Source organism: Phenylobacterium sp. FG114, from assembly GCF_057809855.1.
In genome coordinates, this window is record NZ_JBMDKU010000004.1 from 267,568 (window position 1) to 294,425 (window position 26,858).

Below are 26,858 nucleotides of genomic sequence, written 5' to 3' on the forward strand. Positions count from 1 at the left end.
ATCTCGCCGCAAGCGGACTATGTCTTGATTGTCCGAGCTCGGCCGAAGCGGCCACTGACCTCGGGACCTACCCCACCACCTCGCGGATCGCCTTGAGCTGCTTCAGCAGGCCCTCGGCGGCCGTCAGCGGCAGGGCGCTGGGGCCGTCGCACAGGGCGCGGTCGGGGTCTGGGTGGAACTCCAGGAAGACGCCGTCGGCGCCGGCGGCCACCGCGGCGCGCGCGATCACCGGCACGCCCTCGCGGCGGCCGCCGGTGGCGACGCTGTTGCTGCGCGGGTCGGCGCCCGGAAGCTGGACGGCGTGGGTGGCGTCGATGGTGACCGGCACGCCCAGCTCCTTCATCCGCTCGATGCCCAGCATGTCGACGACCAGGTTGTTGTAGCCGAACGAGACGCCGCGCTCGCAGAGGATGGTGAGCTCCTGGCCCGGCGTCGCCTCGCGGATCTTGTCGACGATGGCCCGCGCGTCCCAGGGCGCCAGGAACTGGCCCTTCTTCACATGCAGCAGCCCGCCGGCCGCCGCGGTGGCGCGCGCGGTCGCCACCACGAGGTCGGTCTGGCGGCAGAGGAAGGCCGGGATCTGGACCAGCTCGGCCACCGCGGCGACCGGCTCGGCCTGGTCCGCCTCGTGCAGGTCGGTGCAGATCGGGACGTTCAGCTCGGCCTTCACGGCGGCCAGCATCTCCAGGCCCTTCGCCAGGCCCGGACCGCGATAGCTGCGAATCGACGAGCGGTTCGCCTTGTCGAAACTGGCCTTGAACACATAGGGCAGCCCCAGGTCGGCGCAGATCGCCTTCAGGCGGCGGCCGACGTCCAGGGCCATGTCGAGGTCTTCGAACACGTTCAGGCCGGCGATCACCACCAGCGGGTAGCCGTCGCCGATGGACAGGTTCCAGCGATCGAGCGTCAGGGCGGCCATGGGGCTCCTTGGATACAGTTCGGCGCTCTAGTCGCCTGCCCCGCCGATCATCTCAAGCGCATTTCCGTGCGTCCCGATCGCCGTCTTGACCGTATCCGTCCGACGACCGATAGCGCGCGCAGCCGTCGGTGCTATCCTCGGCGTGGGTATGGGGGCGTGAGAATGGTCGGAGGTTCGGCGGTGACGGACCTTTCAGGAACACCGCTGGTGTTCCGCACAGCGGCGAAGACGATCATCCGGAACTGGCGTTGGGGTGTGATGACCTTCGTGCTGCCGGACGGCCGCGAGCTGCGTCTGGAGGGCGTGGAGCCGGGCCCCGAGGCGCGGCTGGTCGTCCACGACTACGACTTCATCAAGCGCACGATCTCGAACGGGACCATCGGCTTCGGCGAAGGCTACATGGCCGGGGAGTGGGACACCCCCGACCTGCCGGTGCTGCTGGAGGTGCTGGCGTCGAACTACGCGCGCTTCGAGAAGGTGTCGTTCGGCAACCCGTTCATGGCGGCGCTGAACGTGCTGGAGCACCTGCTGGGCCGGAACAACAGCCGGTCGGGGTCGAAGAAGAACATCCACGCCCACTACGACCTGGGGAACGCCTTCTATTCGCGCTGGCTCGACCCGACGATGACCTATTCGGCCGCCCGCTTCGCGCGGCCGGGCGAGCCGCTGCCGGACGCCCAGAACCGCAAGTACCGCACGCTGTGCGAGAGCATGGACCTGGCGCCGGGACACCACGTGCTGGAGATCGGCTGCGGCTGGGGCGGGTTCGCCGAGTTCGCGGCCAAGGAGGTCGGCGCCAAGGTGACGGCCATCACGATCTCGCAGGAGCAGTTCAAGTTCGCCCAGGAGCGCATGTTCCGCGAGGGCCTGAACGAGAAGGCCGAGATCCGCCTCGTCGACTATCGCGACGTGGACGGCCGGTTCGACCGGGTGGCGTCCATCGAGATGTTCGAGGCGGTGGGCGAACGCTACTGGCCCACCTATTTCGGCAAGGTGCGCGACAGCCTGAAGCCGGGCGGCCAGGCCGGGCTGCAGATCATCACGATCCGCGACGAATATTTCGAGCACTACAAGCGCACGCCCGACTTCATCCAGAAGTACATCTTCCCCGGCGGCATGCTGCCCTCGGAAGAGCGGCTGAAGCTGGTGACCGACAGGGCCGGCCTCTCGTGGGGCCAGGTCTCGCGGTTCGGGGTCCACTATGCCGACACCCTGGCCGAGTGGCTGCGCCGGTTCGAGGCGGCCTGGGACGAGATCACCCACCTCGGGTTCGACGAGCGGTTCCGCAAGCTCTGGCGGTTCTATCTGAGCTACTGCGAGGCCGGCTTCCGCACGAAACGGACCGACGTCGTCCAGCTCAGCCTCATCAAAGCTTGAGCGGCCCCCTGTTCGCCGATGCCCGGCTTGCCTAAGTAGCAGGCCATGCAAGTCGCGCAGTCCATCCTCGACCTCATCGGCAACACGCCGCTCCTGCGGCTGCGCCGCGCCAGCGAGATGACCGGGTGCGAGATCCTCGCCAAGGCCGAGTTCATGAACCCGGGCCAGTCGGTGAAGGATCGCGCGGCGCTCTACATCATCCGCGACGCCGAGCGGAAGGGCCTGCTGCGGCCGGGCGGCCGGATCGTCGAGGGCACGGCGGGCAACACCGGGATCGGCCTGGCCATGGTCGGCAAGGCGCTGGGCTACAAGTGCACCATCGTCATCCCGCGCACCCAGAGCCAGGAGAAGAAGGACGCCATCCGCCTGTTCGGAGCCGAGCTGGTCGAGGTGGACGCGGTCCCCTATTCCAACGAGAACAATTACATCAAGATTTCCGGCCGCTTGGCCGCCGAATTTGATGCGAAGGAGCCGAACGGCGCCGTCTGGGCCAACCAGTTCGACAACGTCGCCAACCGCGAGGCTCATGTCCACGGCACGGGCCCCGAGATCTGGGCCCAGACCGACGGCAAGGTCGACGCCTTCATCAGCGCGGTGGGCTCGGGCGGCACCCTGGCCGGCGTCGCCCAGGCGCTGCGGGCGCGCAATCCGAAGGTGAAGATCGGCCTGGCCGACCCCCACGGCGCGGCGCTCTACAGCTACTACACCGACGGTGAGTTGAAATCCGAAGGCGGCTCAATCAGTGAGGGTATCGGCCAGGGCCGCATCACCGCCAACCTGGAGGGTCTTGTTGTAGATCGCGCCTATCGCATCTCGGACGAGGAGATGCTGCTCGCCATCTTCGACCTGATGGAGTTCGAGGGCCTGGTCATGGGCGGCTCGACCGGGATCAACGTCGCCGGCGCCATCCGCATGGCCCAGGACCTGGGCCCGGGCCACACCATCGTCACCATGCTGTGCGACCACGGCCAGCGCTATCAGTCCAAGATCTTCAACCCGCCGTTCCTGCGGGAGAAGGGCCTGCCCGTCCCCACATGGCTGGAATAGACCCCCTCGTCTCCACCGCCTGGCTGGCCGACCGGCTGGGCGACCCGGACCTTCGCGTCGTCGACGCCACCCTCCCCCTCGTGGGCCAGCCCGGCCACGGCCGCGACAGCTACCTGGCGGGCCACATCCCCGGCGCGGTGTTCTTCGACATCAACGCCATCGCCGACACCACGGTCGACCTGCCGCACATGCTGCCGACGGCCGAGGCCTTCGCCCGCGACGCCGGCGCCCTGGGCCTGGCGCGTGACGCCACCATCGTCGTCTACGACGCCCACGGCATCTACTCCGCCCCGCGGGTGTGGTGGACGCTGCGGGTGATGGGCTACCCGAACGTCTTCGTGCTGGACGGCGGGCTGAAGAAATGGCGCGCCGAGGGCCGCCCGGTCGAGACCGAGCCGCATGCGCCCGTCCCGGTCACCGTCGCCCCGGCCCCCGACATGGCGCTCGTGAAGGACCTGGACGCGGTGACGGACATTCTCGGCGCCGGATCGGCGCAGGTCGTCGACGCCCGCTCGGCCGGCCGCTTCCGCGGCGAGGCGCCGGAGCCCCGCGCCAGCCTGCGCTCGGGGCACATGCCGGGCGCGCTGAACCTTCCGTTCGACCAGGTGGTGAACCCCGACGGGACGCTGAAATCGGCGTCCGAGTTGCAGGCTGCGTTCGGTCACGTCGATCTGGGCCGACCGATCGTCACCACCTGCGGATCGGGCGTCACCGCTTCGGTCCTGGCCCTGGCCTTGGCGCGCTTGGGCCGCTTCGACGTGGCGGTCTACGATGGCTCGTGGACCGAGTGGGGCGGACGCGCCGACACCGCCGTAGTCACCGGAGCCTGATCCATCGAGATACGCCCTGCCCGAGACGCCGACCTCGCCCTTATCCCCGCCATCGAGACGTCGGCCGCCGCCGCCTTCGAAGGGCGCGACGTCCCGGCCTGGCTGTTGACCGACGCGTCTCCGGCGGACGCCTGGCGCCCGCATCTCGACGCCGGCACGCTTTGGATCGCCGAGGCGGATGGGACGCCGATCGGCTACCTCGCCGCCAGCGTCCAGCACGACCGCCTTCACATCGACGAGGTGGATGTCCTGCGCGCCCACCAGGGCCGGGGCGTTGGGCGGCGCCTCCTCCAGACGGCCGCCGATCACGCCCGGGCTGCAGGCCTCAGCCGGCTGAGCCTGACCACCTTCCGCGACGTGCCCTGGAACGCGCCCTTCTATGCGTCCTTCGGCTTTCGCGAGTGGGATCCCACCGAAGCGCCCGCCAGCATACGCCAGATGTTGACCTACGAGGCGGCCAAGGGCCTCGCGAACCGCTGCGCCATGGTCATGGACCTATAGGCTGCGGCCTCACCGCATCGGCGGCGCGTACATCAGGCCGGACGCCGGAGCGTTCCACAGGGCGTTGAGGCCACGGTCCAGCCGCAGCGCGGAATCCTGGCCGAGGTCGCGACGGAAGATCTCGTGATAGGCGCCGACCTGGAGGATGACCTGGAAGGCCCAATCCGCCTTCAGGCCCAGCAGCGCGCCCAGGTCGCCCTCGACACCCAGCAGGCGTCGCGTCTCGGGATCGGTGGCCGTCTCGCGCGCCTGTTCAACGGTCCGCGAACTCAGGCCCAGCTCCTCGCCCAGCAGCGTGGCGTAGAAGGTCCAGCGCACGATCTCGGCCCAGACAGGGTCGTCGCGCCGCACGACCGGTCCCAGGGGCTCCTTGGAGATCACGTCGGGGAGGATCACGTGGCCGTTGGGATTCGCGAGCAATGACCTCGACGCCGCCAGCGCCGAGATGTCGGCGGTGAACACGTCGCAGTTCTCGTTCTCGTACATGCCGCGCGCCTGTTCCTCGGACGCCGCCATGACGGGGCGGTACCGCATCCCGCGGACCCGGAAGTAGTCCGCCAGGTTGCCGGCGCTCGCGGTGCCCTCCTGGACGCAAACGCGCGCGCCGTTCAATTCCTCCGCGCTGGTCAGTTGCATCGCGCGCCGGGTCAGGAAGCCCTGGCCGTCATAGTAGGTGATCACCGGGAACGTGACGCCCAGGCCCGCGTCGCGCGCGAACGTCTCGGACGTGTTCCGCGACAGGATGTCGATCGCGCCCTTTCGCAATGCGCCGAAGCGGTCCTGGGCCCCGATGACGGTGAAGCGCACCTTCGCGGAATCGCCCAGGGTGGCGACGGCGACGGCGCGGCAGATGTCCACGTCGAAGCCCCGCCACTCGCCCCGGGCGTCCTTGAGCGCGAAGCCCGGCAAGCCGGCGTGGACGCCACAGGCGACATAACCACGCTTTCGGACCGCCTCCAGGGTGGGGCTCTTGGCGGCTTCATAGGCGCCCGGAGGCGCGGCCACCGCCTTCGGGGCCGGAGCCTTCGCCGGAGCCTTGGCTTCGGGCTGCGGGCCGCTGCAGGCGCCGAGAAGCGCCATCATCGCCGCAATCGCCGTGAGGCGCCGGATCATCACTGCTCCTTGAAACGCAGAATAGCTTGGGGCTCTAAGAGCCCTGGCACTTTCGCCAGCGTCGCCAGGACCCGCAAGCCCGCATGTCGGACGAAACCCGCCTGATCCACGTCGGCAACACCATCGGTCCCTTGGCCAAGACCGTTGGCCCGCCGATCCAGAAGGGCTCGACCGTTCTCCTGCCCAGCGCGCAGGCGCTGTACGACGACGCGAACTATCTCACCTATGGTCGGGCCGGGCTGTCCGCGCAGGTCGCGCTGCAGGAAGGCCTGGCGGTGCTGGAGGGAGCTGTCGGCGTCTCGCTCTACCCCTCAGGCATCGCGGCCATTTCCGGAACGATGATGGCGCTGCTGAAGGCGGGCGACGAGCTCCTGGTCGTCGACAACGTCTACAAGCCCGTCCGCCGCTTCTGCGACCAGGTGCTGAAGCGCTTCGGCGTGGACATCACCTACTTCGATCCGCGGACGGCGCCCGAGACCCTGGTGGACACGGCGTCCGACGCCGTGCGGATGATCCTGCTCGAAAGCCCCGGTTCGCTCTCGTTCGAGATGCAGGACGTGCCCCGCATCGCCGAGCTGGCCAGAGGGCGGGGCATTCTCACCGCCATCGACAATACCTGGGCGGCCGGCCTGCTGTTCAAGCCGCTGGCTCACGGCGTGGACATCTCGATCCAAGCCCTAACCAAGTACGTGGGCGGCCACTCTGACGTGTTCATGGGCTCGGCCGCGGCCCGCGATCCGGCGCTGGTCCGCAAACTGGGCGACGGGGTCCACCACATGGGATGGGCGGTCTCGGGGGAAGATGCCTACGCCATGCTGCGCGGCCTGCGCACCCTCCCCACGCGAATGGCTCGCCACGGAGCCAGCGCCCTGACGGTCGCCGCATGGCTGCGCGCGCAACCGGAGGTGGTCGAGGTGCTGCACCCCGCCCTCCCCGGCGCGCCCGACCACGAAGTGTGGAAGCGTGACTTCATCGGCGGCTGCGGCCTGTTCGGGTTCGTCCTGCGACCCGCGCCGGAAGCGGCCGTGAACGCCTTCCTGGATCGCTTGAAACTGTTCGGCCTGGGCTTCTCCTGGGGCGGGTTCGAAAGCCTGGCGATCTCGTGCGATCCTCAGCTCAAGGTCCGGCGGTTCGCCACGGACTACGGCGGGCCGCTCATGCGCCTGCATGTCGGCCTGGAAAGCCCGGACGACTTGATCGCCGACCTCCGTCGCGGCCTGGACGCCTTCAAAGGAGCCTGACCGGAACCTCCCCGGTCCCCCGGCGCTTGCTCGGCGAGCACGAAAGGGACCGGCCATGGCCAATACGCAGCAAGGCTTCGAGTCGCGCGCCGAACGCGTCGCGGACGAGGAGCGCAAGATCCAGGACGAGGTCGACGCGAAGGAGGCGCGCTCCTTCGAGCCGAAAAGCAAGGACGAGACCCCGCCGCAGACCGGCGCACGCGAATACCCCGTGCCGCCGCTGCCGGGCAAACACCTCGAGAAGCCTGGCCTCGAAGCCGACCTCACCTTGAAGCCGATGTGGGACGCGCCGTTCTACAAGGGCTCGGAAAAGCTCAAGGACAAGGTGGCCCTGATCACCGGCGCCGACAGCGGCATCGGCCGCGCTGTCGCCGTCCTCTTCGCCCGCGAGGGCTGCGACGTCGCCATCGCGTACCTGGAGGAGGACGAGGACGCCAAGCAGACCAAGGCCGCAGTCGAGAAGGAGGGCCGCAAGGCGATCCTCATTCCGGGGGATGTCGCCGACCCGGAATACGCCGAAGCGGCGGTGGCGAAGACGCTGGAGGCGCTGGGCGGGCTGGATATCCTGGTGAACAACGCCGCCTTCCAGGAGCACACCAAGTCCATCGAGGATCTCACCTACGAGCACTTCGACCGCACGCTGAAGACCAACCTCTATGGCTACTTCAACATGGCCAAGGCGGCCGCTCCCCACCTCAAGCCCGGCTCCGCGATCATCAACACCGGATCGGTCACCGGCCTGGAGGGGGCGAAGGAACTGCTGGACTATTCCATGACCAAGGGCGGCATCCACGCCTTCACGCGCTCGCTGGCGGGATCGTTGATCAAGAAGGGCGTGCGGGTGAACGCCGTGGCGCCGGGCCCGGTCTGGACGCCGCTGAATCCCGCCGACAAGACGGGCGAAGACCTCCAGCAGTTCGGCGGCAAGACGCCGATGGGCCGCCCTGCGCAGCCGGAGGAGATTGCCCCCGCCTTCGTCTTCCTGGCGTCGCCGCAGACCTCAAGCTACATCACCGGAGAGATCCTGCCGATCATCGGCGGCTATTAGGCTCTCGGACGGGGATCGCTTGGACGATTGGCTGGCCGATTTCATGGCCGAGGAGCGTCTGCCGGAGAGCTTCCGGCTGGCGTTCGAAGAGGTCTGCAAGCCGCTGGCCGACCGGGCGGTGGACTGGCGCGCCGACTTCGGCCGTACGGCGGTCATCGGCCTCTGCGGCGTCCAGGGGTCCGGCAAGTCGACGATCGCCGCAACGACGGCCAAGTACCTGAACCACCACGGCCTGAACGTCGTAGCGATCTCGTTGGACGACTTCTACCTCGGCCGCGACGCGAGGAGATGGCTGGCCGGGCGCGTGCATCGGCTCCTGAATGTGCGTGGTCCCCCGGGCACCCACGACGTGGCCCTGGCCTGCACGGTGCTGGATCACCTGCGCGCGCGCGGGACGACGCCGCTGCCGGCGTTCGACAAGTCCGCCGACGAGCGCCAGCCGAAGAGCCGCTGGCGCACGGTCGAGGGGCCCGTTGACGTGGTCATCCTCGAAGGCTGGTGCGTGGGCGCGCGGCCTGAACCCGTGACGCGCTTGAAGGCGCCTATCAATGCTCTGGAACGACGCGACGACCCCACCGCGGCTTGGCGCAGCTACGTCAACCGGGCGCTGACGGAGAGCTATCAGGCGCTGTTCGGTCGCCTCGACCGGCTTGTGCTGTTGCAGGCCCCCGGCTTCGAAGTTGTTCGCGCCTGGCGGACGGAACAGGAGCAGAAGCTGCGCGCGCGCACGGGGCGCGGCATGTCCGACGCCGAAGTGGGCCAGTTCATCCAGTACTACGAGCGGCTCACCCGCTGGATCCTGGAGGAGATGCCGGCCCGCGCGGACTGGGTCGTCCCCCTCAGGCCGGACCGGACGCCGGTCCCTTTGACGACCTGATCATCGCCTCGCGCTCGGCCGCGGTGAGCAGCCGCCACCTGCCCTCGGGCAGCTCGCCCAACTCCAGCGGCCCGATGCGGACGCGCTTCAGGTCCATGACCCGCAGGCCCACCAGCTCGCACATCCGCCGGATCTGGCGGTTGCGGCCTTCGGTGAGCACGAAGCGCAGCACCTGTCCCTGGATCACGTCGACCTTGGCGGGCCGTAGCTTCCGGCCATCGAGCTCCAGGCCATGGCGCAGTCTCGCCAGCGTGGGCTCGTCGACCCGACCGGCGACGCGCACGACGTATTCCTTGTCGAGTTCGGACTGCGGCCCGATCACGGCCTTCGCCAGCACCCCGTCGTTGGAAAGAATCAGCAGGCCGTGGCTGTCCAGGTCGAGGCGTCCCAGCGGCGGCAGACTCATCTTCGCATCGGGGATGAGCGGGCTCTCGCCCTCGAGCGCGTTGCGGGTCAGCAAGCGCACGGCCGGCGTATAGCCGGGCTCCGGCTGGCCCGAGACATAGCCGGTCGGCTTGTTCAGAACGGCGGTGAAGCCTTCGAGGCGCCCCTCCGCCTTGTCGGTCAGGGTCAGGGTCTGGCCGGGCTGGATCTTGCGGCCGGCGTCGTCGACACGCTCCCCGTCGATATAGACCAGGCCCTCACCGATCAGCGCCTCGGCCTCGCGCCGCGAACAGACGCCGCTCTGCGCCAGCCATTTGTTCACCCGCTGGGGCTCGGCCTCGTCATAGGTCTTGGTCCAGGACATCCGTGGTCCTTACACGCGTCCGGGCTACAGCTACAGTTGTCGCGCGAGATGCGTGGGGAGGGACTGCGGATGGGGGAGGCCATGGATGTCGAGGCGATACTGGCCCGAAGCCTGGAACACCTCGAGCTCAAGACCCAGTCCCACATCGACGCCTGGGGCTTCGGATCGACGGAACGTTGGCACGCGGACCTGGAGGAAGGCGTGCTGAGCTTCAGCAGTCCCGGGCTGCTGGTGGTCGCGCCACTGCAGGTCATCGGCACTTACGATTCGCAGGATGGATCATGGCTTTGGGCATGGGATCACCCCTCGGTCGATGAGGCCCTTGCGCGTGATGCCCGCCTCGTCCGCGACTTTGGCCAGCGGCACGGCCTGTTCCGCCTCGCGCAGCGAATGATCCACTGCACCGAGCACGAAGCTTGGCAGTTCACGGCCCTGGCATGCCACGTGGCCGAGGCATCGGGCGCATACCGCGGTCCCTCTGGGAGCACCTATACGTTCATGACTTTTCATCAACCGACGATCCGCGGCGCGATACCGCCGCGGCCAAGGCCCTAACGCAGCGCCGAACGCGGCGTGGGCGCCAGTCGCAGCACCTGCGCTTCGCGTTCTTCGTAGTCCGCGAGCGCGGGCGCGACGCCGCTTCGCCAGGTCGGGCGCGCCCTGAGGCGACGGTGCGCGGCGGCGTGGGCGGCGACGCTCGTGGCGCGGGTGAACCAGACGAAGACCTTCTCGTTCTGCCGCACCGGCAACCGCGGGAAGGTGTTGGGGGCGTTCTCGGCCGTATAGGCCGCCAGCACTGGCAGGCCCACCGCCATCAACTCGGGCGTCATGCGCTCAACGAAGAACCTGTCGAAGCCCTCCGCGGGATCCTTCCAGAGGTAGTGGATCGTCGCCACGATCACGCCCGACGGCCCCTCCCCGCGTGGCCGGACGGGTGGCGCGAAGGCCAGCGCCAGGGTCGCGGGCCTGAGCAGGAGGACGTTGTCATTGTCTTCGAGCAGCGGATTGGCCTCGCCGCGATGGGCCTGCCAGACGGGGCCGAAGTAGAAGGCGTTGAGCTGCTTCTCCCGCGCCGCCATGTCGGTGAAGCTGCGCAGCCAGGTGAAGCGGTTCGGGTCGTCCAGATCGCGGAACTGGCCCACGAGCCGCATGCCGAGGGCCTCCTGGCTTTCCACGAACTCGCGCTCGAACAGCGCGATCATGTCGTCGCGACGGCCCGGTAAGATCTTGTACTGGCGAAGTTCCAGCACTCCATGCGGCGTTGCCGTTTCGGCCACCGCGGTCGGCGCAGCGGCCAGTGCGGCGAGTCCAGTCATGATCGTTCTTCTGCCCAGCATCACGCAGCCTCCCAATCACCAACAAACAGACCGGTTGTCCGGTTTTGTCAACGCTGCTATCAAGAGCCGAGCAAGGACGCCATGCCGCGCAAGCCCGCCCGCCGCACCAACGATCCCGCCGGGCTTCGGAGCCGGGTGCTCGACGTCGCCGCCGAGCTCTTCCAGACGGCGGGCTATGCGGGCACGAGCGTTCACGACGTGGTCCGGCACGCCGGCGTGACAGGCGGCGCGCTGCACCACCACTTCCCATCCAAGAAGGCCTTGGCCCTGGCCGTGATCTCGGAGCGCGTCTCCGCCGAGGTGGCGTCTACCTGGATCGAGACCGTGCGCCGCGCCCCGACCGTCGCTGGCGGCATCCTGAAGGTGTTCGACGACACGGTCGCCTATATCGCAGCCAAGGGCTCGGTGACCGGGTGTCCGCTGGGCAACCTCGCATTGGAGCTGTCGCTGGCAGACGAGGACGTTCGCGGGGCCCTGGCAGCCGAGTACACAGCGTGGCGCCAGGCGATCGCCGAACGGCTGGCGACCGACGGCGCGGCCTTTGCCCAGCCCAGCCCCGAGGCCTTCGCCGACGTCGTGGTGGCGCTATTTTCCGGGGCCATGTCTATCGCCAAGGCTGAGCAGACGCCCGCCGCGCTGGTCGCCTGCGCCGATCACCTGCGGAGGTTGATGGTCGCGGCTTAGCCGGTTGGCGCGCCCGGCAGGACTCGAACCTGCAACCGTCCGCTTAGAAGGCGGATGCTCTATCCGGTTGAGCTACGGGCGCTCGGGGGCCGAACCTTAGTGCGTCCAGGGAATGCGTCTGCCGAACGCGAAGTTGTCGGCGTAGGCCTTGATGATCCGCTTCGCCGGCGCGGGGTCGATCAGTTGGAAGGCGATGCCGTGCGCTTCGGCGTAGCGGACCGCCTCTTCCTTGGTGTCGAAGCTCAGGCGCACCTGGCTCGATTCCGTATCGCTGGTGACCGTCCAGCCCATCAGCGGGTCGGGACGCCGCGCGTCCTTCGGCTCGAATTCCAGCACCCAGGCGGCGGCCTTGGCGCGACCCGACTGCATGGCGGTCTTGGATGGACGGAAGATGCGCGCGAGCATGCTCGTTTAGACCCTCAAAAGTTCGCCGGCGTGGTCGGGGCGGAGAGATTCGAACTCCCGACCCTCTGCTCCCAAAGCAGATGCGCTACCAGGCTGCGCTACGCCCCGAGGGCGCCGGAGGCCCGTCAATATGGGCGTTTCGCCGTTTGAGCAAACCTAACCGTGCCGGCTCATGACCTTGAAGACGCCCGACGCCCGGACAATGTCCACGCCGCGCGCGTGCAGGCGTCCATCCGCGAAGGCCACATCCTTGGTGGCGCGGCTCATCTTCGCCTCGCCGATGATCCAGTCACCCTGGCGGGCCATGTGCAGGAAGTCGATCGAGAGGTGGATGGTAACGGCCACCTTCTGCGTGCCCCGCCCTACCGCCATGGCCAGCAGGCCATCAGTGAAGGCCGACAGCATGCCGCCGTGCACCAGGCCGATGCCGTTCACGTGCCGCGGCAGGGCGTAGAACGCCTGCTCCACGAGCTCGCTGCCCTCGGTGACCCGATGGAAGTACGGCCCGTTGTGGGTCGAGAACTGGCCGCGCCCCTGCGAGCGGACAAAGCCGGCCGGCGGCTCGGGGATCTCCTCAGCCACGCGGCAGGGCCCTGTGCAGCACCCTGTCGCCCGGCAGGAGGCCGATCTGCGCGGCGCGGCCAGCGGCGAGTTCCAGCACGAACTTGGCAGGGCCGGCCGACGGCGCGCCGCTCTCGTCCAGCGGCTGGACGTTGCGGCTGATCGACACCACGCGGCCGTTCTCTCCGATGTAGATGATGTCGAGCGGGATCAGCGTGTTCCGCATCCAGAACATCTGCGGCCCGGCGCGAGGGAACAGGAACAGCATGCCGCGATCCGCCGCCAGGCTCCTGCGGCACATCAGCCCGTACTCGCGCTCCATGTCACTGTCGGCGATCTCCACCTGGAACGACTGCACGCCCTTGTCGGTGCGAATCTGCAGCGGCTCGAGCGGCTTGATCTCGGGCTGGCCCTTGCAGGACTTGGGGTCCTGGCGCGGCAACTGGGCGAGGGCTGGGACGGTCGCCAACAAGCTGAGCGCAAGCGCGCCCGCGAGGGTTCGCCCCATCAAGTCATGCAACACGAAGGTCAGCTCCGAAACGCGTCGTCCCTAGGCGACGTTAGACGCCTCGATCTCGGCGACCACAAGCCCCTTGGGACCCTCGGCGAACCGAACCATGACCGCCTCGCCCGGCTGGAGGTCTTCCATGCCCGACCGCCGCAGCGTCTCGATGTGGACGAAGATGTCGCCCGGTTCGTTGTCGCGCACCACGAAGCCGTAGCCCTTGGCGCGGTTGAACCACTTCACCTTGGCCTCTTCGAGTGGGCCGGTGGCCTGCAATAGCCGGCGCGGCGGACGGCTTAGACCCTCGGGGCGCGTGCGGACGGCGTCGGGGCGGCGTTCCACGGGTGTCGCGGAGCTTTCGTCGACCAGCACCACCTCAGCCACCTGCCAGCCCTTGGGACGGCGGACCACGTCGCAGGTGATCATCGAGCCTTCGAGGCAGCTTTCACGGCCCGAGGTCCTGAGGCTGGTGACGTGGAGCAACACATCCTTGAGGTCGGTAAGACTTGGATCGTCCGGAACAATGAAGCCGTAGCCCTTGCCCGCGTCGAACCACTTCACGCGACCTGAGATCCGCACCGGCGGCGGCGCATCGATCTGCTCGAATTCGTAACCAGCCATTCGCCCCTCGGCCCGCTACCCTCCCGACACATTGGATCGGAGCCGACTATAACACTGTTCTTGTAACATATCCGCCGTCAATGGTGATTCGCGTTCCGCGAATCCGTGCGCTGCAAGCGCCCATACCTGACAGGAGAATTCCGCGTGGCAGTCCCTAGGGGAGTCGAACCCCTCTCTCCAGGTTGAAAACCTGGCGTCCTAACCGATAGACGAAGGGACCGCGTGCGCGAGAGGCGGCTCTATAGCGACCTTCCTTTGGGGGCGCAAGCGGCCTGCGACACCTTATGTGCGACGCGGATCGGCCACGTCTTCGATCTCGAGTTCCACCCCTTCCCGCCCCTGCCAGTCGTCGGGTTTGAGGCGGCCGGCGACGTGGACCGCGCCCCCTTCCTGCAGGAGGCGGCGCCCCGCCTCGGTGTCCTCGACCCGCCAGGCGACGGCCTTGAGTCGGCCGCCCGAACCGTCGGTCAGGGTGCAGCGGACGTGTCCGCCGCGCAGGGCCATGGGGCGCTCGATTCGCACGTCGCCGGCGGCGAACGTCGGCTCCGGGTTCCCGGGCCCGAACGGGGCCAGGCGCTGGAATTCGCTCCACAGAGCGCGGTCGGCGCCACGGGCGGTCACGAGGGCGTCGATCTCCAGGCCATCCTCGGCCGCCGCGATCCCGGCCTCCACCGCCATCCGCTCGCAGAGGAAGGCCCTCAGTTCTGGGATCGTGTCGGGCCGCACTGAGAGGCCCGCCGCCATGGCGTGGCCGCCGCCCGCCAGCAGCAGCCCTTCCTCATAGGCGGCCTGTACCGCACGGCCCAGGTTCACGCCCGGCTGCGAACGGCCCGAGCCCTTGCCCACGCCCGCCGGCCGGTCGATGCCGATGACGATCACCGGCTTGCGGTACCGCTCGCGCAGGCGCCCTGCGACGATGCCGATCACACCAGGGTGCCAACCGTCGTCGGCCACCACCAGGCACGGCGCGTCGGCCTGATTGCTCTCGCGCTCGATATGGCGGACGGCCGCCTCCTGCACCTCGGCCTCCACCTGCTTGCGCGAGGCGTTGAGTTCGTCGAGCTCGGCGGCGAGACTGGCCGCCTCCGCCGGATCGTCGGTCGACAGCAGGCGCGCGCCCAGGTCCGACCGGCCGATGCGGCCGCCGGCGTTGATGCGCGGCCCGAGCAGGAAGCCGACATGGAAGACCGAGGCCGGTCCCTGGGCCTTGGCCACCTCCATCAGCGCCTTGAGACCCGGGTTGCCCCAGGCGGACATCACCTTGAGCCCCTGGGCCGCCAGGGCGCGGTTGAAGCCGGTGAGTTGGGTGACGTCGCAGACGGCGCCCATGGCCGCCAGGTCCAGCCAGGCCCGCAGGTCCGGCTCAGCACCGCTGAACAGGCCGCGCCGGCGCGCCTCGCGATTGAGGGCGGCAAGCAGGACGAAGGCCACCCCCGCCGCCGCGAGATGTCCTTGCCCCGAAGCGCAATCGGGTCGATTCGGATTCACCAGCGCCGCCACCGCGGGCATCTCTCCCGGCCGCATCAGGTGGTGGTCGATCACCACGACTGGAAGGCCGATCTCGGCTGCGCAGGCCAGGGCGTCATGCGCCGCGGCGCCACAGTCCACGGTGACGACCAGTTCGGCGCCTTCGGCCTTCAGGCGGCGGAAGGCGGCAGGCGACGGGCCGTACCCCTCGTTGATCCGGTCGGGAACATAGATCGACAGCTCCAGCCCCATGGCTCGGAACCACCGCACGACCAGGGAGGCCGACGACGCGCCGTCCACATCGTAGTCGGCGAAGACGACGACACGACGTTTCGCCTCCAGGGCGTCCACCAGGATCGCGGCCGCGCGGTCCATGTCGGCGAACGACGACGGGTCCGGAAACAGCGCCTTCAGGGTCGGATTGAGGAAGTCGGCGCCGGCCTCGACCGTCACGCCGCGCGACGCCAGTGCGCGCGCCAGCGGCTCGGAAAGCGCGTGGTTCAGCTGATGGCGGCGTGTGACCTCGGGATCCGCCGCGCGCTGGCGCCATAGTCGACCGCTCAGGGATCGCGTGACCCCCAGGAATCCTACCGGCGCGTTGCCGTCCGCCATCCGTCTCCGCTCCGTCGCAAGGGGGCACTATCGGCCCCTGCCCCACGAGTCGCCAGTGACCAATCGCCCTAGCCGCGTCCTCCGACAAAAGCGGACGTGCAGAGACGAAGACGCCGCCCGGGACAGCCCAGGCGGCGTCTGAATTCGCGACGGCGCCGGTCGTCAGACGGGGCGCTTCATCCGCACCTCGCGCACCGTGCGGGTGGCGGAGTTCATGACCAGGGTGTGGGTGTGGACGAAGCCGCCGGAGTAGGTGACCCCGTCCAGCAGTGCGCCCTTGGTGACGCCGGTGGCCGCGAAGATCGCGTCGGCGCGCACCATCTCGTGAAGGTCGTACTTCTTGTCGAGATCGGTGATCCCGACGCGGGCAGCGCGGGCGCGCTCGTCGGCGTTGCGGAACACGAGCCGGCCCTGAAACTGGCCGCCCACGCACTTTAGCGCGGCGCAGGCCAGCACACCTTCCGGAGCGCCGCCCGAACCGACGTAGAGGTCGATGCCGGTTTCCGGATCAGTCGTATTGATCACGCCGGCGACGTCGCCGTCGGTGATCAGATGAACGCGGGCGCCCACCGAACGGGCCGAGGCGATGATGTCGGCGTGTCGCGGACGGTCCAGGATGCAGACCGTGATCGCCTCGGGCTCGACGCCCTTGGCCTTCGCCAGCGACTTGATGTTGTCCGCGGGACTCTTGTCCAGGTCGATGACGCCCGCCGGATAGCCGGGGCCACAGGCGATCTTGTCCATGTAGGTGTCGGGGGCGTTCAGCATCGTGCCCTTCGGCGCCCAGGCCATCACGGCGCACGCGTTCGCCATCGCCTTCGCCGTCAGGGTCGTGCCTTCCAGCGGGTCCAGCGCGATATCGATCTTCGCGCCTTTCCCCTTGCCGACCTTCTCGCCGATGTAGAGCATCGGCGCCTCGTCGCGCTCGCCTTCGCCGATCACGATCTCCCCGTCGATGTCGAGATCGTTCAGCGCTGTGCGCATGGCGTCGACCGCGGCCTGGTCGGCCGCCTTCTCGTCACCACGCCCGACCAGCTTCCAGGCGGCGATCGCGGCGATCTCGGTGACGCGGACCGCGTCCAGCACCAACCCGCGTTCCAGAACTTCAGAACCCATCTCGTCTCCAACCCCAGCGAGCGCCGATCTTTCGAGGCGCGTTTGACCCTAGATGCGAGCTATCCGCAACAGGTGAGGACGATCCAGTACGGCTGGAAGTCCTGCGATACGTTCAACAGCCGCCGCCAGGGCGGACTCGGCCACGGCGTGCGTCGTGAGCACGATCGGCACCCCCTCGGCACCCTCGGTCGGCTTCTGCAGGAAGCTCTCGATCGAGACGCCCGCCTCCGCCAGGGTCTCCGACACGGCGGCGATGACGCCCGGCTCGTCGCGCACGAGGAAGCGGAGGTAGGCGCGCCCCATCATCCTGGACGGATCGATGGGATCGAACGGCTTCAGCGAGGCCGCGGGCGCCTGGAAGACCGGGCGGACGGCGCCGGTCATGACGTCGGCGATGTCAGCGGCCACCGCCGCGGCCGTCGGACCCGCCCCGGCCCCTGGGCCCTGGACGAAGATCCGGCCGGTCCGTGCGCCCTCGATGAACAGCGCGTTCAGCGCCCCGCCCGCCTGGGCCAGCGGATGGTTCAGCGGCGCAAGCGACGGATGCACCCGCACCAGGACCCCATCGGCGGAACGCTCGGCCGACGCCACCAGCTTGATGCGGTAGCCCAGGTCCTTGGCCATGCGGATGTCGAGCAAGTCGACCTGATCGATGCCCTCGATCTCGGCGGCCGGGAAGTTCGGCGCGCAACCGAAGGCCAGGGCGGCCAGGATCGAGATCTTGTGCGCCGCGTCGAACCCACCGACGTCCATGGTCGGATCGGCCTCGGCGTAGCCCAGGCGCTGCGCCTCGGCCAGGACCTCGGCGAACGAGCGGCCAGTCGTCTCCATCTCGGTCAGGATGTAATTGCAGGTGCCGTTCAGGATACCGGCCACCGACTTGATTTCGTCGCCGACCAGCGCTTCGCGGACCATCTTCACGGCCGGGACGCCGCCCATGACCGCGGCTTCGAACAGTAGCGGCGCGCCCTTGGACTCCGCCAAGACGGCGAGCTCCGCGCCATGCTCGGCGATCAGCGCCTTGTTGGCCGTCACCACGGGCTTGCCGGCGCTCAGCGCCGCCTCGACCGCGGCCTTGGCCGGACCGTCGGAGCCGCCGATCAGCTCGACGAACAGGTCGACCTCGGGCGAGTTGGCCAGCGCCACGGGATCGTCGAACCAAGGCAGGTTGGAAATGTCGAAGGGCCGCGGGCGCGAGCGCGAACGTGCCGAAACGCCGGTGACCACCGCCCGTCCGCCGGCCGGCGCGAAGTCAGGATGCTCGGAGAGAAAGGTCAGGAGACCCGCGCCGACAGTGCCGAGGCCGGCAACGCCGACGCGCCAGGTTTTTCGATCGCTCATCCTACTTCGCTCCTTGCGGAGCTTCGAAGGATAGCCCCCTTACGCTCCGCCCTCCGAAGCCTTGGCGAAGGAGGGTCATTGCGCCGCCAGGGCGTTGTGCGCCCGCCCAAGGATTTCGTTGGAGTTGGCCAGGAACTTCTTCACGCTGCGCGCGGCCTGGCGAATGCGGTGCTCGTTTTCGACCAGGCCGATGCGGACATAGCCTTCGCCGTACTCACCGAACGCGATGCCAGGAGCCACGGCGACGCCGGCCTCTTCGATCAGCAGCTTGGAGAACAGCATCGAGCCGGCTTCCTCGTACTGCGGCGGCAGCTTGGCCCAGGCGAACATCGAGGCGGGCGGCGCGGGGATGTCCCAGCCGGCGCGCTTCATGGATTCCACCAGGGTGTCGCGGCGCGACTTGTAGATGCCGCGGATCTCATCGATGCAGTCGGTCGGCCCGTTGAGCGCCGCGGCGGCGGCCACCTGGATCGGGGTGTAGGCGCCGTAGTCCAGGTATGACTTCACCCGCGCTAGGGCCGCGCACATCCGCTCGTTGCCCACCACCATGCCGACGCGCCAGCCGGCCATGGCGAAGGTCTTGCTGAGCGAATTGACCTCGACGGCGATGTCCTTGGCCCCTTCCACCTGCAGCAGCGACGGCGGCGGGTTGTCGTCGAAGTAGATCTCGGAATAAGCGATGTCGCTCAGCACCAGCAGGTCGTGCTTGCGGGCCAGGGCGACGACTTCCTTATAGAAGTCGAGGTCGACCCACTGGGCCGTCGGGTTCGACGGATAGCTGACGATCAGCACGCTGGGCGGCGGGGCCGAATGCTTCACGGCGCGGCTGATGCCCGACAGATACTCCTCTGGGCTGCCCGCGGGCACGTGGCGGATCACGCCGCCGGCCATGATGAAGCCGTAGGCGTGGATCGGATAGGCTGGGTTGGGGCAGATGATCACGTCACCCGGCGCGGTGAGGGCCTGGGCCAGGTTGGCGAAGCCCTCCTTCGACCCCAGCGTCGAGATCACCTCACGATCGGGGTCCAGCTTCACGCCGAAGCGGCGGGCATAGTAGCCGGCCATCGCCTTGCGCAGGCCGGCGATCCCCTTGGAAGCCGAATAGCGGCCGGCCTTCGGGTCGCGTGCGGTTTCGACCAGCTTGTCGACGATATGCTTCGGGGTCGGCATGTCGGGGTTGCCCATGCCGAAGTCGATGATGTCCGTGCCCTGGCCGCGCAGCCGGGCCTTGATGCGGTTCACCTCCTCGAACACGTAGGGCGGGAGGCGGCGGATGCGGTGGAATTCGGGTGTCATAGTTAAGCTCTTTCGCCGCGGTTCGCCCATGCGGCCGATCTGCGAGCTGACGTCAGGCTTCGATAGACTCCGGGCGGGAGTCCGCCAAGCCGGCTGTGGGGTTTTTTGTGCCTCTCGCGGCGCCTGATCCGTGCAGGTCAGCGCGGCGGAGGCGGGGTAGCTCGCTCCCGCAGCTCACGGGCGAAGGCCTCCGCGTCGCCGGGCTTGGGCGGCTCGATCTGCGGGCCGGCGTCCCTGCGGGCCTTCGCCGCGAAGTCATCGGTGCCCTGGAGCGTCCAGGTTCCGGGCGCCGTGGCCTGGGTCAGCGCTTCGCCCTGCGCGAGGACAGCGCGCGCGTCCTGTCCGTACTGCGCCACGGGTCGCAGGTCGGTCGGCTTCTTGGGAATGCCGGCGAAGGTCGGGAATTTGCCCGACTGACGGGTCATCCGGGCTACGTCGGCGGCCACTGGCGAGGCCGGATCCACCTTGGTGTCCTTGAACGGATTGCCGACACAGCCGCTTAGGATCACGCAGCCCGCCGCGATGGCGAGCCCCCTGGCGACACCAGGGCTAGTCGGAAAAAGCGGGCGCGACGCATTCATTTGCGCCAAGGTCTTATGCGATGATCGACGCATGCGGAAGAGCGCGGCTTCAGATCGCGCCATTCGGGAGAACGACAGGATGAGCGAGCAGACCTCGGCCCCCGCAAAGGGCTCGAAGAAAGCAGGCTCCAAGAAGGGCGCTAAAAAGTCGGCGAAGGCCACCGTCGAGGCCAAGACGTTCAAGCCTGAAGCCGCGACGCCTCCACCGCAACCGGCGTCACCTTCCTTCCAGCCCGCGTTCGACCCAGCGGCGTTCACGGCCGACCAGCGCGCCCAGCTCGAACTGCTGTCGATGAACCTGGCCCGGGCCGCGATCACCGCCCAGGGCGCGATCGCCGAGATGGCGCTGCGCCAGGCCGATCGGCCGGCCGCCCTCTCGCCCGACCCCTTCCACGTCGCGCCTGCCCTCACCCAGGTCATGAGCCGCCTCGCCGCCCAGCCCGACCGGATGATGCGGGCCCAGTCCGACCTGTTCGCCCGCTATCTCGATCTCTGGCAGAGCACCGCCCGGCGCGCGGGCGGCGAGACGCCGGCGCCCGTGGTCACCCCCGCCAAGGGGGACAAGCGCTTCAACGACCCCGATTGGTCGGAGAACCCCGTCTTCGACGTCATCAAGCAGTCGTACCTGCTGACCGCGAACTTCCTGAACGACCTCGTGGCGGAGGTGGACGGCGTCGACCCGCTGGAGAAGCGTCGGGTCGAATTCTTCATGAAGATGCTGACCGACGCCTTCTCGCCCTCGAACTTCCTCGCCTCGAATCCCGCGGCGCTGAAGGAGGTCATGGCGACCGGCGGCGCCAGTCTCGTGAAGGGCATGGAGAACTTCCAGGCCGACCTGCAGCGCGGCGGCGGCCAGCTCTCGATCGCCCAGACCGACTACGACCTGTTCAAGATCGGTGAGAACGTCGCCACCGCGCCCGGCAAGGTGGTGTTCCGCAACGAGATCATCGAACTGCTCCAGTTCTCACCCGCCACGGAGCAGGTGTTCGAGATCCCGCTGGTGATCTTCCCGCCCTGGATCAACAAGTTCTACATCCTCGACCTCCGGCCCGAGAATTCCATGATCCGATGGCTGGCCAGCCAGGGGATCACGGTTTTCGTGGCCTCGTGGGTCAATCCCGACGCCGCGCTCGCGACCAAGACCTTCGAAGACTACATGCGCCAGGGGATCTACGAGGGCGTGGCCGCCGCGCGGAAGCAGGCCGACGTCGATCACGTGAACACCGTGGGCTACTGCATCGGCGGGACCCTGCTCTCGGCCACGCTGGCCCACATGGCGGCGAAGGGAGATGCTTCCATCGGCTCGGCCACCTTCTTCGCCGCGCAACAGGACTTCTCGGAAGCCGGCGACCTCCTGCTCTTCACCAACGAGGATTGGCTGAAGGACCTCGAGGCCAAGATGGACCAGGGGGGCGGCGTGCTGTCCGGCCAGACCATGGCCGACACGTTCAACGCCCTGCGCGGGAACGATCTGATCTGGTCGTTCTTCGTGAACAACTACCTGCTGGGCAAGGAGCCCAAGCCGTTCGACCTGCTGTTCTGGAACTCAGACCAGACCCGCATGCCCAAGACGCTGCACACCTTCTACCTGCGCCGGCTCTACGGCGAGAACGCCATGGCCAAGGGTGAACTGACCCTCGACGGCGTGAAGATCGACCTCGGCAAGGTGAAGGTCCCAGTCTACGTCCAGTCTTCCAAGGAAGACCACATCGCCCCTGCCCGCTCGGTCTACAAGGGGGCCAAGCTGTTCGGCGGCCCCACCACCTTCACCATGGCCGGGTCCGGCCACATCGCCGGCGTGATCAACGCGCCCGCGGCCAGCAAGTACCAGCACTGGACCAACGACGCTTTGCCCGCCTCGCTGGAGGAGTGGCAGGCCGGCGCGGTGGAGCATCCCGGCTCGTGGTGGCCGCACTGGCTGGCCTGGCTGCAGGCCCGGTCCGGCAAGAAGGTTCCCGCGCGCGACCCCGCCAAAGGTCCGTTGGCCCCGTTGGGCGACGCGCCCGGCGAGTATGTGAAGGTGAAGAGCTAGCGCGGTGGGCACACGGCTCCTCGCCGCGGCGGCCGCATTGACACTGGCCGCCTCCCCGGTTCTCGCCGGGACGCGGCCGGACCTGGACGGGCCGACCCAGCGCGACATCAACGCCCAGGCGGACCGGCGCCGCGCGATCGCCGATCGCGAGCTGAACCAGACCTACGCGAGGCTGATGGCCCAGGCCTCGCCCGACGGCGCCAAGCGCCTGCGGGCTGCCCAGCGGGCGTGGATCACCTTCCGCGACCTCGACTGCGCCGCCCGCGCGGGCTCCCGCGGCGGCTCGTTCTATCCGGCCTCGCTGTCCCTGTGCCTGGAAGAGATCACCGACGCCCGGACCAAGGCGTTGCAGGCCGAGCTCGATTGCGCCGAGGGCGACATGGGATGCGGCGGGCACAAGGACTGATCGCCACGGCCCGCCCGGCGAACTGACGATGCATTACTAACGTTTAATACAAGCTACCTTGCACCACTCACTACCTTGCCGTACTCAATGAGTCAGCAAGGAGGGACCAGTCGGGTGCCCGAAGCCATCGAAATCCAGCTGAAGAAGGGGGCGCTCGAACTCTGCGTTCTGGCCCTGCTCCACCAGCACGACAGTTACGCCTACGAGATCGCCAGCCGGCTCGCCGACGCTATCGGCATGGGTGAAGGCACGATCTATCCGCTGATGCGCCGGCTTCAGTCGGACGGCCTCGTCGAAACCTATCTCGTCGAGAGCTCGGCCGGTCCGCCGCGCAAGTACTACCGGCTGAGCGAGGCCGGAAAGAAGAGCTTCAACTCGCAGTCGGCGGCCTGGAAGTCGTTCTCGGCCGCCGTCGACACCATTCTTGGAGGGGCGCAATGACACGCCAGGCTTTCATGGCCCGGCTGCGGGAGGGCCTGCGCGGCCTGCCCCCGCAAACCGTGGCCGATATCGTCGCCGACTATGAGGCGCACTTCACCGACGGCGAGGCCGCGGGCCGCACCGAGGCCGAGGTGGCCGCCGCGCTCGGGTCGCCCGAGCGTCTGGCCCGCGAGATCCGCGCCGAAAGCACGGTCACCCGCTGGCGCGAGGAACGCAGCCCTTCGTCGGCCGCCGCCGCCGTCTTCGCGGTCCTGGGCCTGGGCGCCATCGACATCCTGGTCCTGCTTCCGATCCTGATGGGCGTGGCCAGTGCGATCGTCGGGCTCTTCGTGGCCGCGATCGTCTGCTTCTTCGCCGGCGCCTTCGTCTTCGCCGCGGGTCCGTTCATGGATCCGCCCGGGGGACCTGCCACCGCGCTGCTCGGCGGCCTGGGGGTCATGGCCGGCTCCACCTCGGCCGGCGCGCTGCTGACGATCGTCTCGATCGGCCTGATGAATGCGCTCGTCTGGTACGGGCGCCTCCACTACCGGCTGCTGAAGCCGGCCCTCGAACCGCAAGCGTGAGGCCGTCGTCATGATCCGCGTTCTCTTCATGATCGCCATCGCGGGCTTCGTGCTCTCGGTCGGCTCCCTGGCCGCAGCGGTCGCCATCGGCGGCCCCGAGGCCATCACGCGCGGCGGCTGGATGCTGGGCAGCAAGCACTGGGACGCCGACTGGGACTGGGGCTGGGATGAGCACGGCCGCGGCCGCTCGGCGGACTTCGGCCCGGAAGGCACGCGCACGCTGGCGTGGAGCGGCGCCGACAGCCTGGACATCGATCTGCCGGCGGACGTCCGCTACATCCAGCAGGCCGGAGCGGCCAGCGTGGTCATCACCGGGCCGAAGCGCGCAGTCGACGAGGTGATCGTCCGCGGGGACAGCATCCGCTACGATCATCATGGGGCCCACTGGCGTCCGAAGCTGACCATCGTGGTGCGCGCGCCCGATATCAGCCGGTTTGATGTCTCGGGCGCCAACAGCCTGGCCATCGAGAACTACCGCCAGAGGAACCTCGGCATTCACGTCTCGGGCGTCGCCGAGGTCACCGCGGCTGGCGAGGTCGACGAGGTCGAGATCGATATGTCCGGCAAGGGCGAGGCGGACCTCGCCAAGCTCAAAGCGAAAGGCGCAGACGTCGACATCTCCGGCGCAGCGGAGGCCACCATCGCGCCGACCGACTGGGCCAGGCTGGACATCTCCGGAGCCAGCGACGTGCGCCTCCTGACGAACCCCGGGCGGCTCGAGACCGACGTCAGCGGCGCGGGCCGCATTCGGCAGGGCGAGCCGTCGATCAGCCCGTCGCCTTCGCCTTCACCGTCAGCATCACCGTCTCCCAGCCCGAAGAGCTCCAAGCTCTAAGGCTGTCACTGGCGGCCCGGGACCCTGCGCCGTCCCGGGCCGTCCTTTCTCGGAGGCTTCGCGTCAGGCGGGGATGAATTTCAGCGCCAGGCCGTTGTTGCAGTAGCGCAGGCCGGTCGGGCGCGGGCCGTCGTCGAAGACGTGGCCCTGGTGGCCCAGGCATTGCGCGCAATGGTACTCGGTCCGCGCAACGCCGATCTTGTAGTCGGTCTTCGTGGCCACCGCGCCGGGCAGCGCCCGGTAGAAGCTGGGCCAGCCCGTGCCGCTCTCGAACTTCGTCGTCGAGCTGAACAGCGGCAGGCCGCAGCCCAGACAGGCGAACGTGCCCTTGCGATGCTCCTTCAGCAGCGGGCTCGTGCCCGGCCGCTCGGTGTCCTCGCGCCGCAGCACCTGGTAGCTGGCCGGCTGGAGGCGTTGCTTCCATTCGGCGTCGGTGATCTTGCGGAAGGGTGAGTTGGCGTAGGCGTCCTTGCTGGCGGCCAGCGCCAGCGAAGGGGCGAGGGCGGCGATGGCGGTGGCCATCACGAGGCGGCGACGATCGAGGGACATGTTGCTCATACCTGCAAATACGTGCGTCCCGCGGCGAAAGTTACAAGCCCCCGTCGCGCGGATTCAGAGCCCCTCCCCCTCCGCCAAGCCCAGCATCAGGTTCAGGTTCTGCACGGCGGCGCCGGACGCGCCCTTCCCGAGGTTGTCCAGCAGCGCCACGAGGCGCGCCTGGCTGCCGTCGGCATTGCCGAAGACGAACAGACGCATCCGGTTCGTGCCGTTCAACGCCTCCGGATCCAGGGCCTGCACGTAACCGGCCGCGCCTGAACGGACCTTCTGCAGCTCGGCGCATTCCGCGCCGCTGGCCACCTCGACGAACGCCTCGCCCGCGTAGGCCGCCTCCAACGCCACATGCAGGTCGGCGGGCGAGGGCTTGCCAGGCAGGGCCCAGAGTTGAAGCGGCGCCTCGACCAGCATGCCCTGGGCATAGCGGCCGACCGATGGTGCGAACACCGGAGGATGGCTGAGGCCCGTATGGATCTGCATCTCCGGAAGATGCTTGTGCGCCAGCGTCAGGCCATACGCGCGGAACGCGTCACGGGTCCCGGCCGGCGCGGGCTGATCCTCGAACTCGGCGATCAGACCCTTGCCGCCCCCGGAATAGCCGGAGATGGCGTTTACGGTGAGCGGGAAGTCGGCCGGGATCAGGCCCGCGGCCACCAGCGGCCGCACCAGGCCGATGAAGCCCGTGGGATAGCAACCGGGGTTCGACACGCGGTTCGACGCCCGGATCTCGTCGCGCTGGGTCGGCGACATCTCTGGGAAGCCGTAGGTCCAGCCCGGCGCGGTGCGGAACGCCGTCGAGGCGTCCACCACCTTCACGCTGTTCGAGGTGATCAACGACACCGCCTCGCGGGACGCGTCGTCCGGCAGGCAAAGAACCACGGCGTCGGCAGCGTTCAGCAGCTCGGCGCGGGCTTCGGCGTCCTTGCGCCGGGCGGGGTCGATCGAAAGGACCTCCAGGTCCGAGCGGTTCGCCAGCCGATCGCGGATCTGCAGCCCGGTGGTGCCGGCTTCGCCATCGATGAAGACTGTGTGAGCCATGGTGGTCCCCAGGTAAGAACAGACCGGAAAAGAGAAAGGGCGCCTCGGTTGCCCGAAGCGCCCTTCCGCAAACGCGAGTTGTCGCGCGCGGTTAGCGCTTCGAGAACTGGAAGCTCGATAACTTATTGTTATTCATCGGAAATTTCCGCCAACGATTTCCTGTGTACGATCTGTGAAGCGCATTTTCAGCTCGCCTTTGGTTCCGCCTGGCAAATTGAAGCCACACCAACGCTGCCGGTGCGGTGGTGCACGCGGCTGCTCAGCAAAGGTCTCTATGTGCCCATGCACGGCCGTCGCGAAAACGTCAACGCGCGGCGGATGATGTTGCAGTAGGCGGACGCTCACCCTAGCCTCCAATCGCTGCGCTGCCACATCGGCTCATCGACGAACCCTTGGCAGCGACTCCCGACTGCTTCCGCGAACTCTCCACTTGGCCGGAAACCGGACTTCCCGATGAGCGGACCAACGAAGTCCGAACCCTCTGGGGCAACAGAGCACCCCACCAAGGTCCTGAATGCATTCGGCGAAAATCCCGAGGCACCCCAGGCCGTTATCCAGCACCGTCCCGGTGCCACTCGGCGTACAGTTCTTTGTCCCCTGACGCGGTTTGCGGCGCAAGATAGAAGGCGGCTAAGAGAGCCTGTTGGCGCGCACGGTCGCGCAGATTCGAGGCCCCGGTCTGACCTCTGATGGTGCGGTCTTGAGCGGCCGATCGGCGCGGTTTCGATGCCGGCGACGCGCGCGAGTCGCGATCGGCGCGT

30 protein-coding genes and 3 tRNA genes are annotated in these 26,858 nt (G+C 68.3%); 15 read left to right on the plus strand and 18 right to left on the minus strand.

Annotation, left to right across the window (positions count from 1 at the left end; genetic code table 11):
- Window positions 1-67: 67 nt before the first annotated feature.
- On the minus strand, window positions 68-919 hold the full coding sequence (gene kdsA / locus ACODSY_RS08865; RefSeq protein WP_488951350.1) for a 3-deoxy-8-phosphooctulonate synthase: 852 nt from the start codon (window positions 917-919) through the stop codon (window positions 68-70).
- 162 nt (window positions 920-1,081) lie between these two features.
- Between kdsA and ACODSY_RS08870 the strand changes: the two genes are divergently transcribed.
- The 4 genes from ACODSY_RS08870 to ACODSY_RS08885 all read left to right on the plus strand — a co-directional run bounded on the left by ACODSY_RS08870 (window position 1,082) and on the right by ACODSY_RS08885 (window position 4,674).
- Complete coding sequence (locus ACODSY_RS08870) at window positions 1,082-2,296, plus strand: class I SAM-dependent methyltransferase (RefSeq protein ID WP_488951351.1); 1,215 nt, start codon at window positions 1,082-1,084, stop codon at window positions 2,294-2,296.
- 45 nt (window positions 2,297-2,341) lie between these two features.
- Window positions 2,342-3,343 (plus strand): cysteine synthase A, encoded by a 1,002-nt coding sequence (locus tag ACODSY_RS08875; RefSeq protein ID WP_488951352.1) that lies wholly within the window; start codon window positions 2,342-2,344, stop codon window positions 3,341-3,343.
- Window positions 3,331-4,173 carry a 3-mercaptopyruvate sulfurtransferase gene (gene sseA, locus ACODSY_RS08880; protein WP_488951353.1) on the plus strand — a complete coding sequence of 281 codons (843 nt, stop codon included), beginning with the start codon at window positions 3,331-3,333 and terminating at the stop codon, window positions 4,171-4,173. The genes ACODSY_RS08875 and sseA overlap by 13 nt, the downstream gene beginning before the upstream one ends.
- Before the next feature lie 105 nt (window positions 4,174-4,278).
- Window positions 4,279-4,674, plus strand: a complete 396-nt coding sequence (locus ACODSY_RS08885) for a GNAT family N-acetyltransferase (RefSeq protein ID WP_488951354.1) — start codon at window positions 4,279-4,281, stop codon at window positions 4,672-4,674.
- Window positions 4,675-4,683: 9 nt separating this feature from the next.
- Here ACODSY_RS08885 and ACODSY_RS08890 read toward each other — a convergent pair whose 3' ends face one another.
- The gene (locus ACODSY_RS08890) at window positions 4,684-5,787 is read right to left on the minus strand and encodes an amino acid ABC transporter substrate-binding protein (protein ID WP_488951355.1); all 1,104 of its coding nucleotides are present in this window, start codon (window positions 5,785-5,787) and stop codon (window positions 4,684-4,686) included.
- 83 nt (window positions 5,788-5,870) lie between these two features.
- Between ACODSY_RS08890 and metC the strand changes: the two genes are divergently transcribed.
- From metC to ACODSY_RS08905, 3 genes are read left to right on the plus strand one after another with little or no spacing between them, the layout of a single operon-like run.
- Window positions 5,871-7,028, plus strand: a complete 1,158-nt coding sequence (gene metC, locus ACODSY_RS08895; RefSeq protein ID WP_488951356.1) for a cystathionine beta-lyase — start codon at window positions 5,871-5,873, stop codon at window positions 7,026-7,028.
- 55 nt (window positions 7,029-7,083) lie between these two features.
- Window positions 7,084-8,076, plus strand: coding sequence for an SDR family oxidoreductase (locus tag ACODSY_RS08900; RefSeq protein ID WP_488951357.1), 993 nt, complete (start codon window positions 7,084-7,086; stop codon window positions 8,074-8,076).
- Between the two features lie 19 nt (window positions 8,077-8,095).
- On the plus strand, window positions 8,096-8,953 hold the full coding sequence (locus ACODSY_RS08905) for a kinase (RefSeq protein ID WP_488951358.1): 858 nt from the start codon (window positions 8,096-8,098) through the stop codon (window positions 8,951-8,953).
- Here ACODSY_RS08905 and ACODSY_RS08910 read toward each other — a convergent pair.
- Entirely contained in the window at window positions 8,916-9,701 is a 786-nt protein-coding gene (locus ACODSY_RS08910; protein ID WP_488951359.1) for a pseudouridine synthase, read from the minus strand. The genes ACODSY_RS08905 and ACODSY_RS08910 overlap by 38 nt on opposite strands.
- Window positions 9,702-9,782: 81 nt before the next feature.
- Between ACODSY_RS08910 and ACODSY_RS08915 the strand changes: the two genes are divergently transcribed.
- A complete protein-coding gene (locus tag ACODSY_RS08915; RefSeq protein WP_488951360.1) occupies window positions 9,783-10,256 on the plus strand; it encodes a DUF6882 domain-containing protein in 474 nt (157 codons plus the stop codon).
- Here the strand turns inward: ACODSY_RS08915 and ACODSY_RS08920 are convergent.
- On the minus strand, window positions 10,253-11,017 hold the full coding sequence (locus tag ACODSY_RS08920) for an NIPSNAP family protein (RefSeq protein WP_488951361.1): 765 nt from the start codon (window positions 11,015-11,017) through the stop codon (window positions 10,253-10,255). The two genes, ACODSY_RS08915 and ACODSY_RS08920, sit on opposite strands and share 4 nt — an antisense overlap.
- A gap of 102 nt (window positions 11,018-11,119) precedes the next feature.
- Between ACODSY_RS08920 and ACODSY_RS08925 the strand changes: the two genes are divergently transcribed.
- On the plus strand, window positions 11,120-11,722 hold the full coding sequence (locus ACODSY_RS08925; RefSeq protein ID WP_488951362.1) for an LmrA/YxaF family transcription factor: 603 nt from the start codon (window positions 11,120-11,122) through the stop codon (window positions 11,720-11,722).
- Window positions 11,723-11,727: 5 nt separating this feature from the next.
- On the opposite strand, the gene ACODSY_RS08930 is transcribed toward ACODSY_RS08925, so the two are convergent.
- The 12 genes from ACODSY_RS08930 to ACODSY_RS08985 form a co-directional block, all read right to left on the minus strand.
- Window positions 11,728-11,804 (minus strand) — tRNA-Arg (locus tag ACODSY_RS08930).
- A gap of 14 nt (window positions 11,805-11,818) precedes the next feature.
- Entirely contained in the window at window positions 11,819-12,127 is a 309-nt protein-coding gene (locus ACODSY_RS08935; protein WP_488951363.1) for an ETC complex I subunit, read from the minus strand.
- A 31-nt stretch (window positions 12,128-12,158) separates the two neighbouring features.
- A tRNA-Pro gene (locus tag ACODSY_RS08940) sits at window positions 12,159-12,235 on the minus strand.
- Window positions 12,236-12,283: 48 nt separating this feature from the next.
- Entirely contained in the window at window positions 12,284-12,709 is a 426-nt protein-coding gene (locus ACODSY_RS08945; RefSeq protein ID WP_488951364.1) for a PaaI family thioesterase, read from the minus strand.
- Window positions 12,702-13,157, minus strand: a complete 456-nt coding sequence (locus tag ACODSY_RS08950; protein ID WP_488951365.1) for a DUF192 domain-containing protein — start codon at window positions 13,155-13,157, stop codon at window positions 12,702-12,704. The genes ACODSY_RS08945 and ACODSY_RS08950 overlap by 8 nt, the downstream gene beginning before the upstream one ends.
- Window positions 13,158-13,238: 81 nt before the next feature.
- Window positions 13,239-13,814, minus strand: a complete 576-nt coding sequence (locus ACODSY_RS08955) for a cold-shock protein (RefSeq protein ID WP_488951366.1) — start codon at window positions 13,812-13,814, stop codon at window positions 13,239-13,241.
- A gap of 145 nt (window positions 13,815-13,959) precedes the next feature.
- Window positions 13,960-14,034: transfer RNA gene (locus tag ACODSY_RS08960), tRNA-Glu, on the minus strand.
- Between the two features lie 62 nt (window positions 14,035-14,096).
- On the minus strand, window positions 14,097-15,893 hold the full coding sequence (gene recJ / locus ACODSY_RS08965) for a single-stranded-DNA-specific exonuclease RecJ (protein ID WP_488951367.1): 1,797 nt from the start codon (window positions 15,891-15,893) through the stop codon (window positions 14,097-14,099).
- 162 nt (window positions 15,894-16,055) lie between these two features.
- Window positions 16,056-17,009 carry a class II fructose-bisphosphatase gene (gene glpX / locus ACODSY_RS08970; protein ID WP_488951368.1) on the minus strand — a complete coding sequence of 318 codons (954 nt, stop codon included), beginning with the start codon at window positions 17,007-17,009 and terminating at the stop codon, window positions 16,056-16,058.
- Window positions 17,010-17,057: 48 nt separating this feature from the next.
- Complete coding sequence (locus ACODSY_RS08975; protein WP_488951369.1) at window positions 17,058-18,350, minus strand: homoserine dehydrogenase; 1,293 nt, start codon at window positions 18,348-18,350, stop codon at window positions 17,058-17,060.
- Window positions 18,351-18,425: 75 nt separating this feature from the next.
- The gene (locus ACODSY_RS08980) at window positions 18,426-19,646 is read right to left on the minus strand and encodes an LL-diaminopimelate aminotransferase (RefSeq protein WP_488951370.1); all 1,221 of its coding nucleotides are present in this window, start codon (window positions 19,644-19,646) and stop codon (window positions 18,426-18,428) included.
- 137 nt (window positions 19,647-19,783) lie between these two features.
- On the minus strand, window positions 19,784-20,155 hold the full coding sequence (locus tag ACODSY_RS08985; RefSeq protein ID WP_488951371.1) for a hypothetical protein: 372 nt from the start codon (window positions 20,153-20,155) through the stop codon (window positions 19,784-19,786).
- A 151-nt stretch (window positions 20,156-20,306) separates the two neighbouring features.
- Here ACODSY_RS08985 and phaC point away from each other — a divergent pair, with 151 nt between their 5' ends.
- The 5 genes from phaC to ACODSY_RS09010 all read left to right on the plus strand — a co-directional run bounded on the left by phaC (window position 20,307) and on the right by ACODSY_RS09010 (window position 24,504).
- On the plus strand, window positions 20,307-22,259 hold the full coding sequence (phaC, locus tag ACODSY_RS08990) for a class I poly(R)-hydroxyalkanoic acid synthase (RefSeq protein ID WP_488951372.1): 1,953 nt from the start codon (window positions 20,307-20,309) through the stop codon (window positions 22,257-22,259).
- A gap of 4 nt (window positions 22,260-22,263) precedes the next feature.
- The gene (locus tag ACODSY_RS08995) at window positions 22,264-22,665 is read left to right on the plus strand and encodes a lysozyme inhibitor LprI family protein (protein ID WP_488951373.1); all 402 of its coding nucleotides are present in this window, start codon (window positions 22,264-22,266) and stop codon (window positions 22,663-22,665) included.
- 114 nt (window positions 22,666-22,779) lie between these two features.
- Window positions 22,780-23,106, plus strand: coding sequence for a PadR family transcriptional regulator (locus ACODSY_RS09000; protein WP_488951374.1), 327 nt, complete (start codon window positions 22,780-22,782; stop codon window positions 23,104-23,106).
- Entirely contained in the window at window positions 23,103-23,669 is a 567-nt protein-coding gene (locus ACODSY_RS09005) for a DUF1700 domain-containing protein (protein WP_488951375.1), read from the plus strand. The genes ACODSY_RS09000 and ACODSY_RS09005 overlap by 4 nt, the downstream gene beginning before the upstream one ends.
- 10 nt (window positions 23,670-23,679) lie before the next feature.
- Entirely contained in the window at window positions 23,680-24,504 is an 825-nt protein-coding gene (locus ACODSY_RS09010) for a GIN domain-containing protein (RefSeq protein ID WP_488951376.1), read from the plus strand.
- Window positions 24,505-24,567: 63 nt separating this feature from the next.
- Here the strand turns inward: ACODSY_RS09010 and msrB are convergent, their stop codons facing one another.
- A complete protein-coding gene (msrB, locus tag ACODSY_RS09015; RefSeq protein ID WP_488951377.1) occupies window positions 24,568-25,053 on the minus strand; it encodes a peptide-methionine (R)-S-oxide reductase MsrB in 486 nt (161 codons plus the stop codon).
- Between the two features lie 63 nt (window positions 25,054-25,116).
- Entirely contained in the window at window positions 25,117-26,097 is a 981-nt protein-coding gene (argC, locus tag ACODSY_RS09020) for an N-acetyl-gamma-glutamyl-phosphate reductase (protein ID WP_488951378.1), read from the minus strand.
- Between the two features lie 48 nt (window positions 26,098-26,145).
- Here argC and ACODSY_RS09025 point away from each other — a divergent pair, with 48 nt between their 5' ends.
- Entirely contained in the window at window positions 26,146-26,430 is a 285-nt protein-coding gene (locus ACODSY_RS09025; protein WP_488951379.1) for a hypothetical protein, read from the plus strand.
- The last annotated feature ends 428 nt before the right edge of the window (window positions 26,431-26,858 follow it).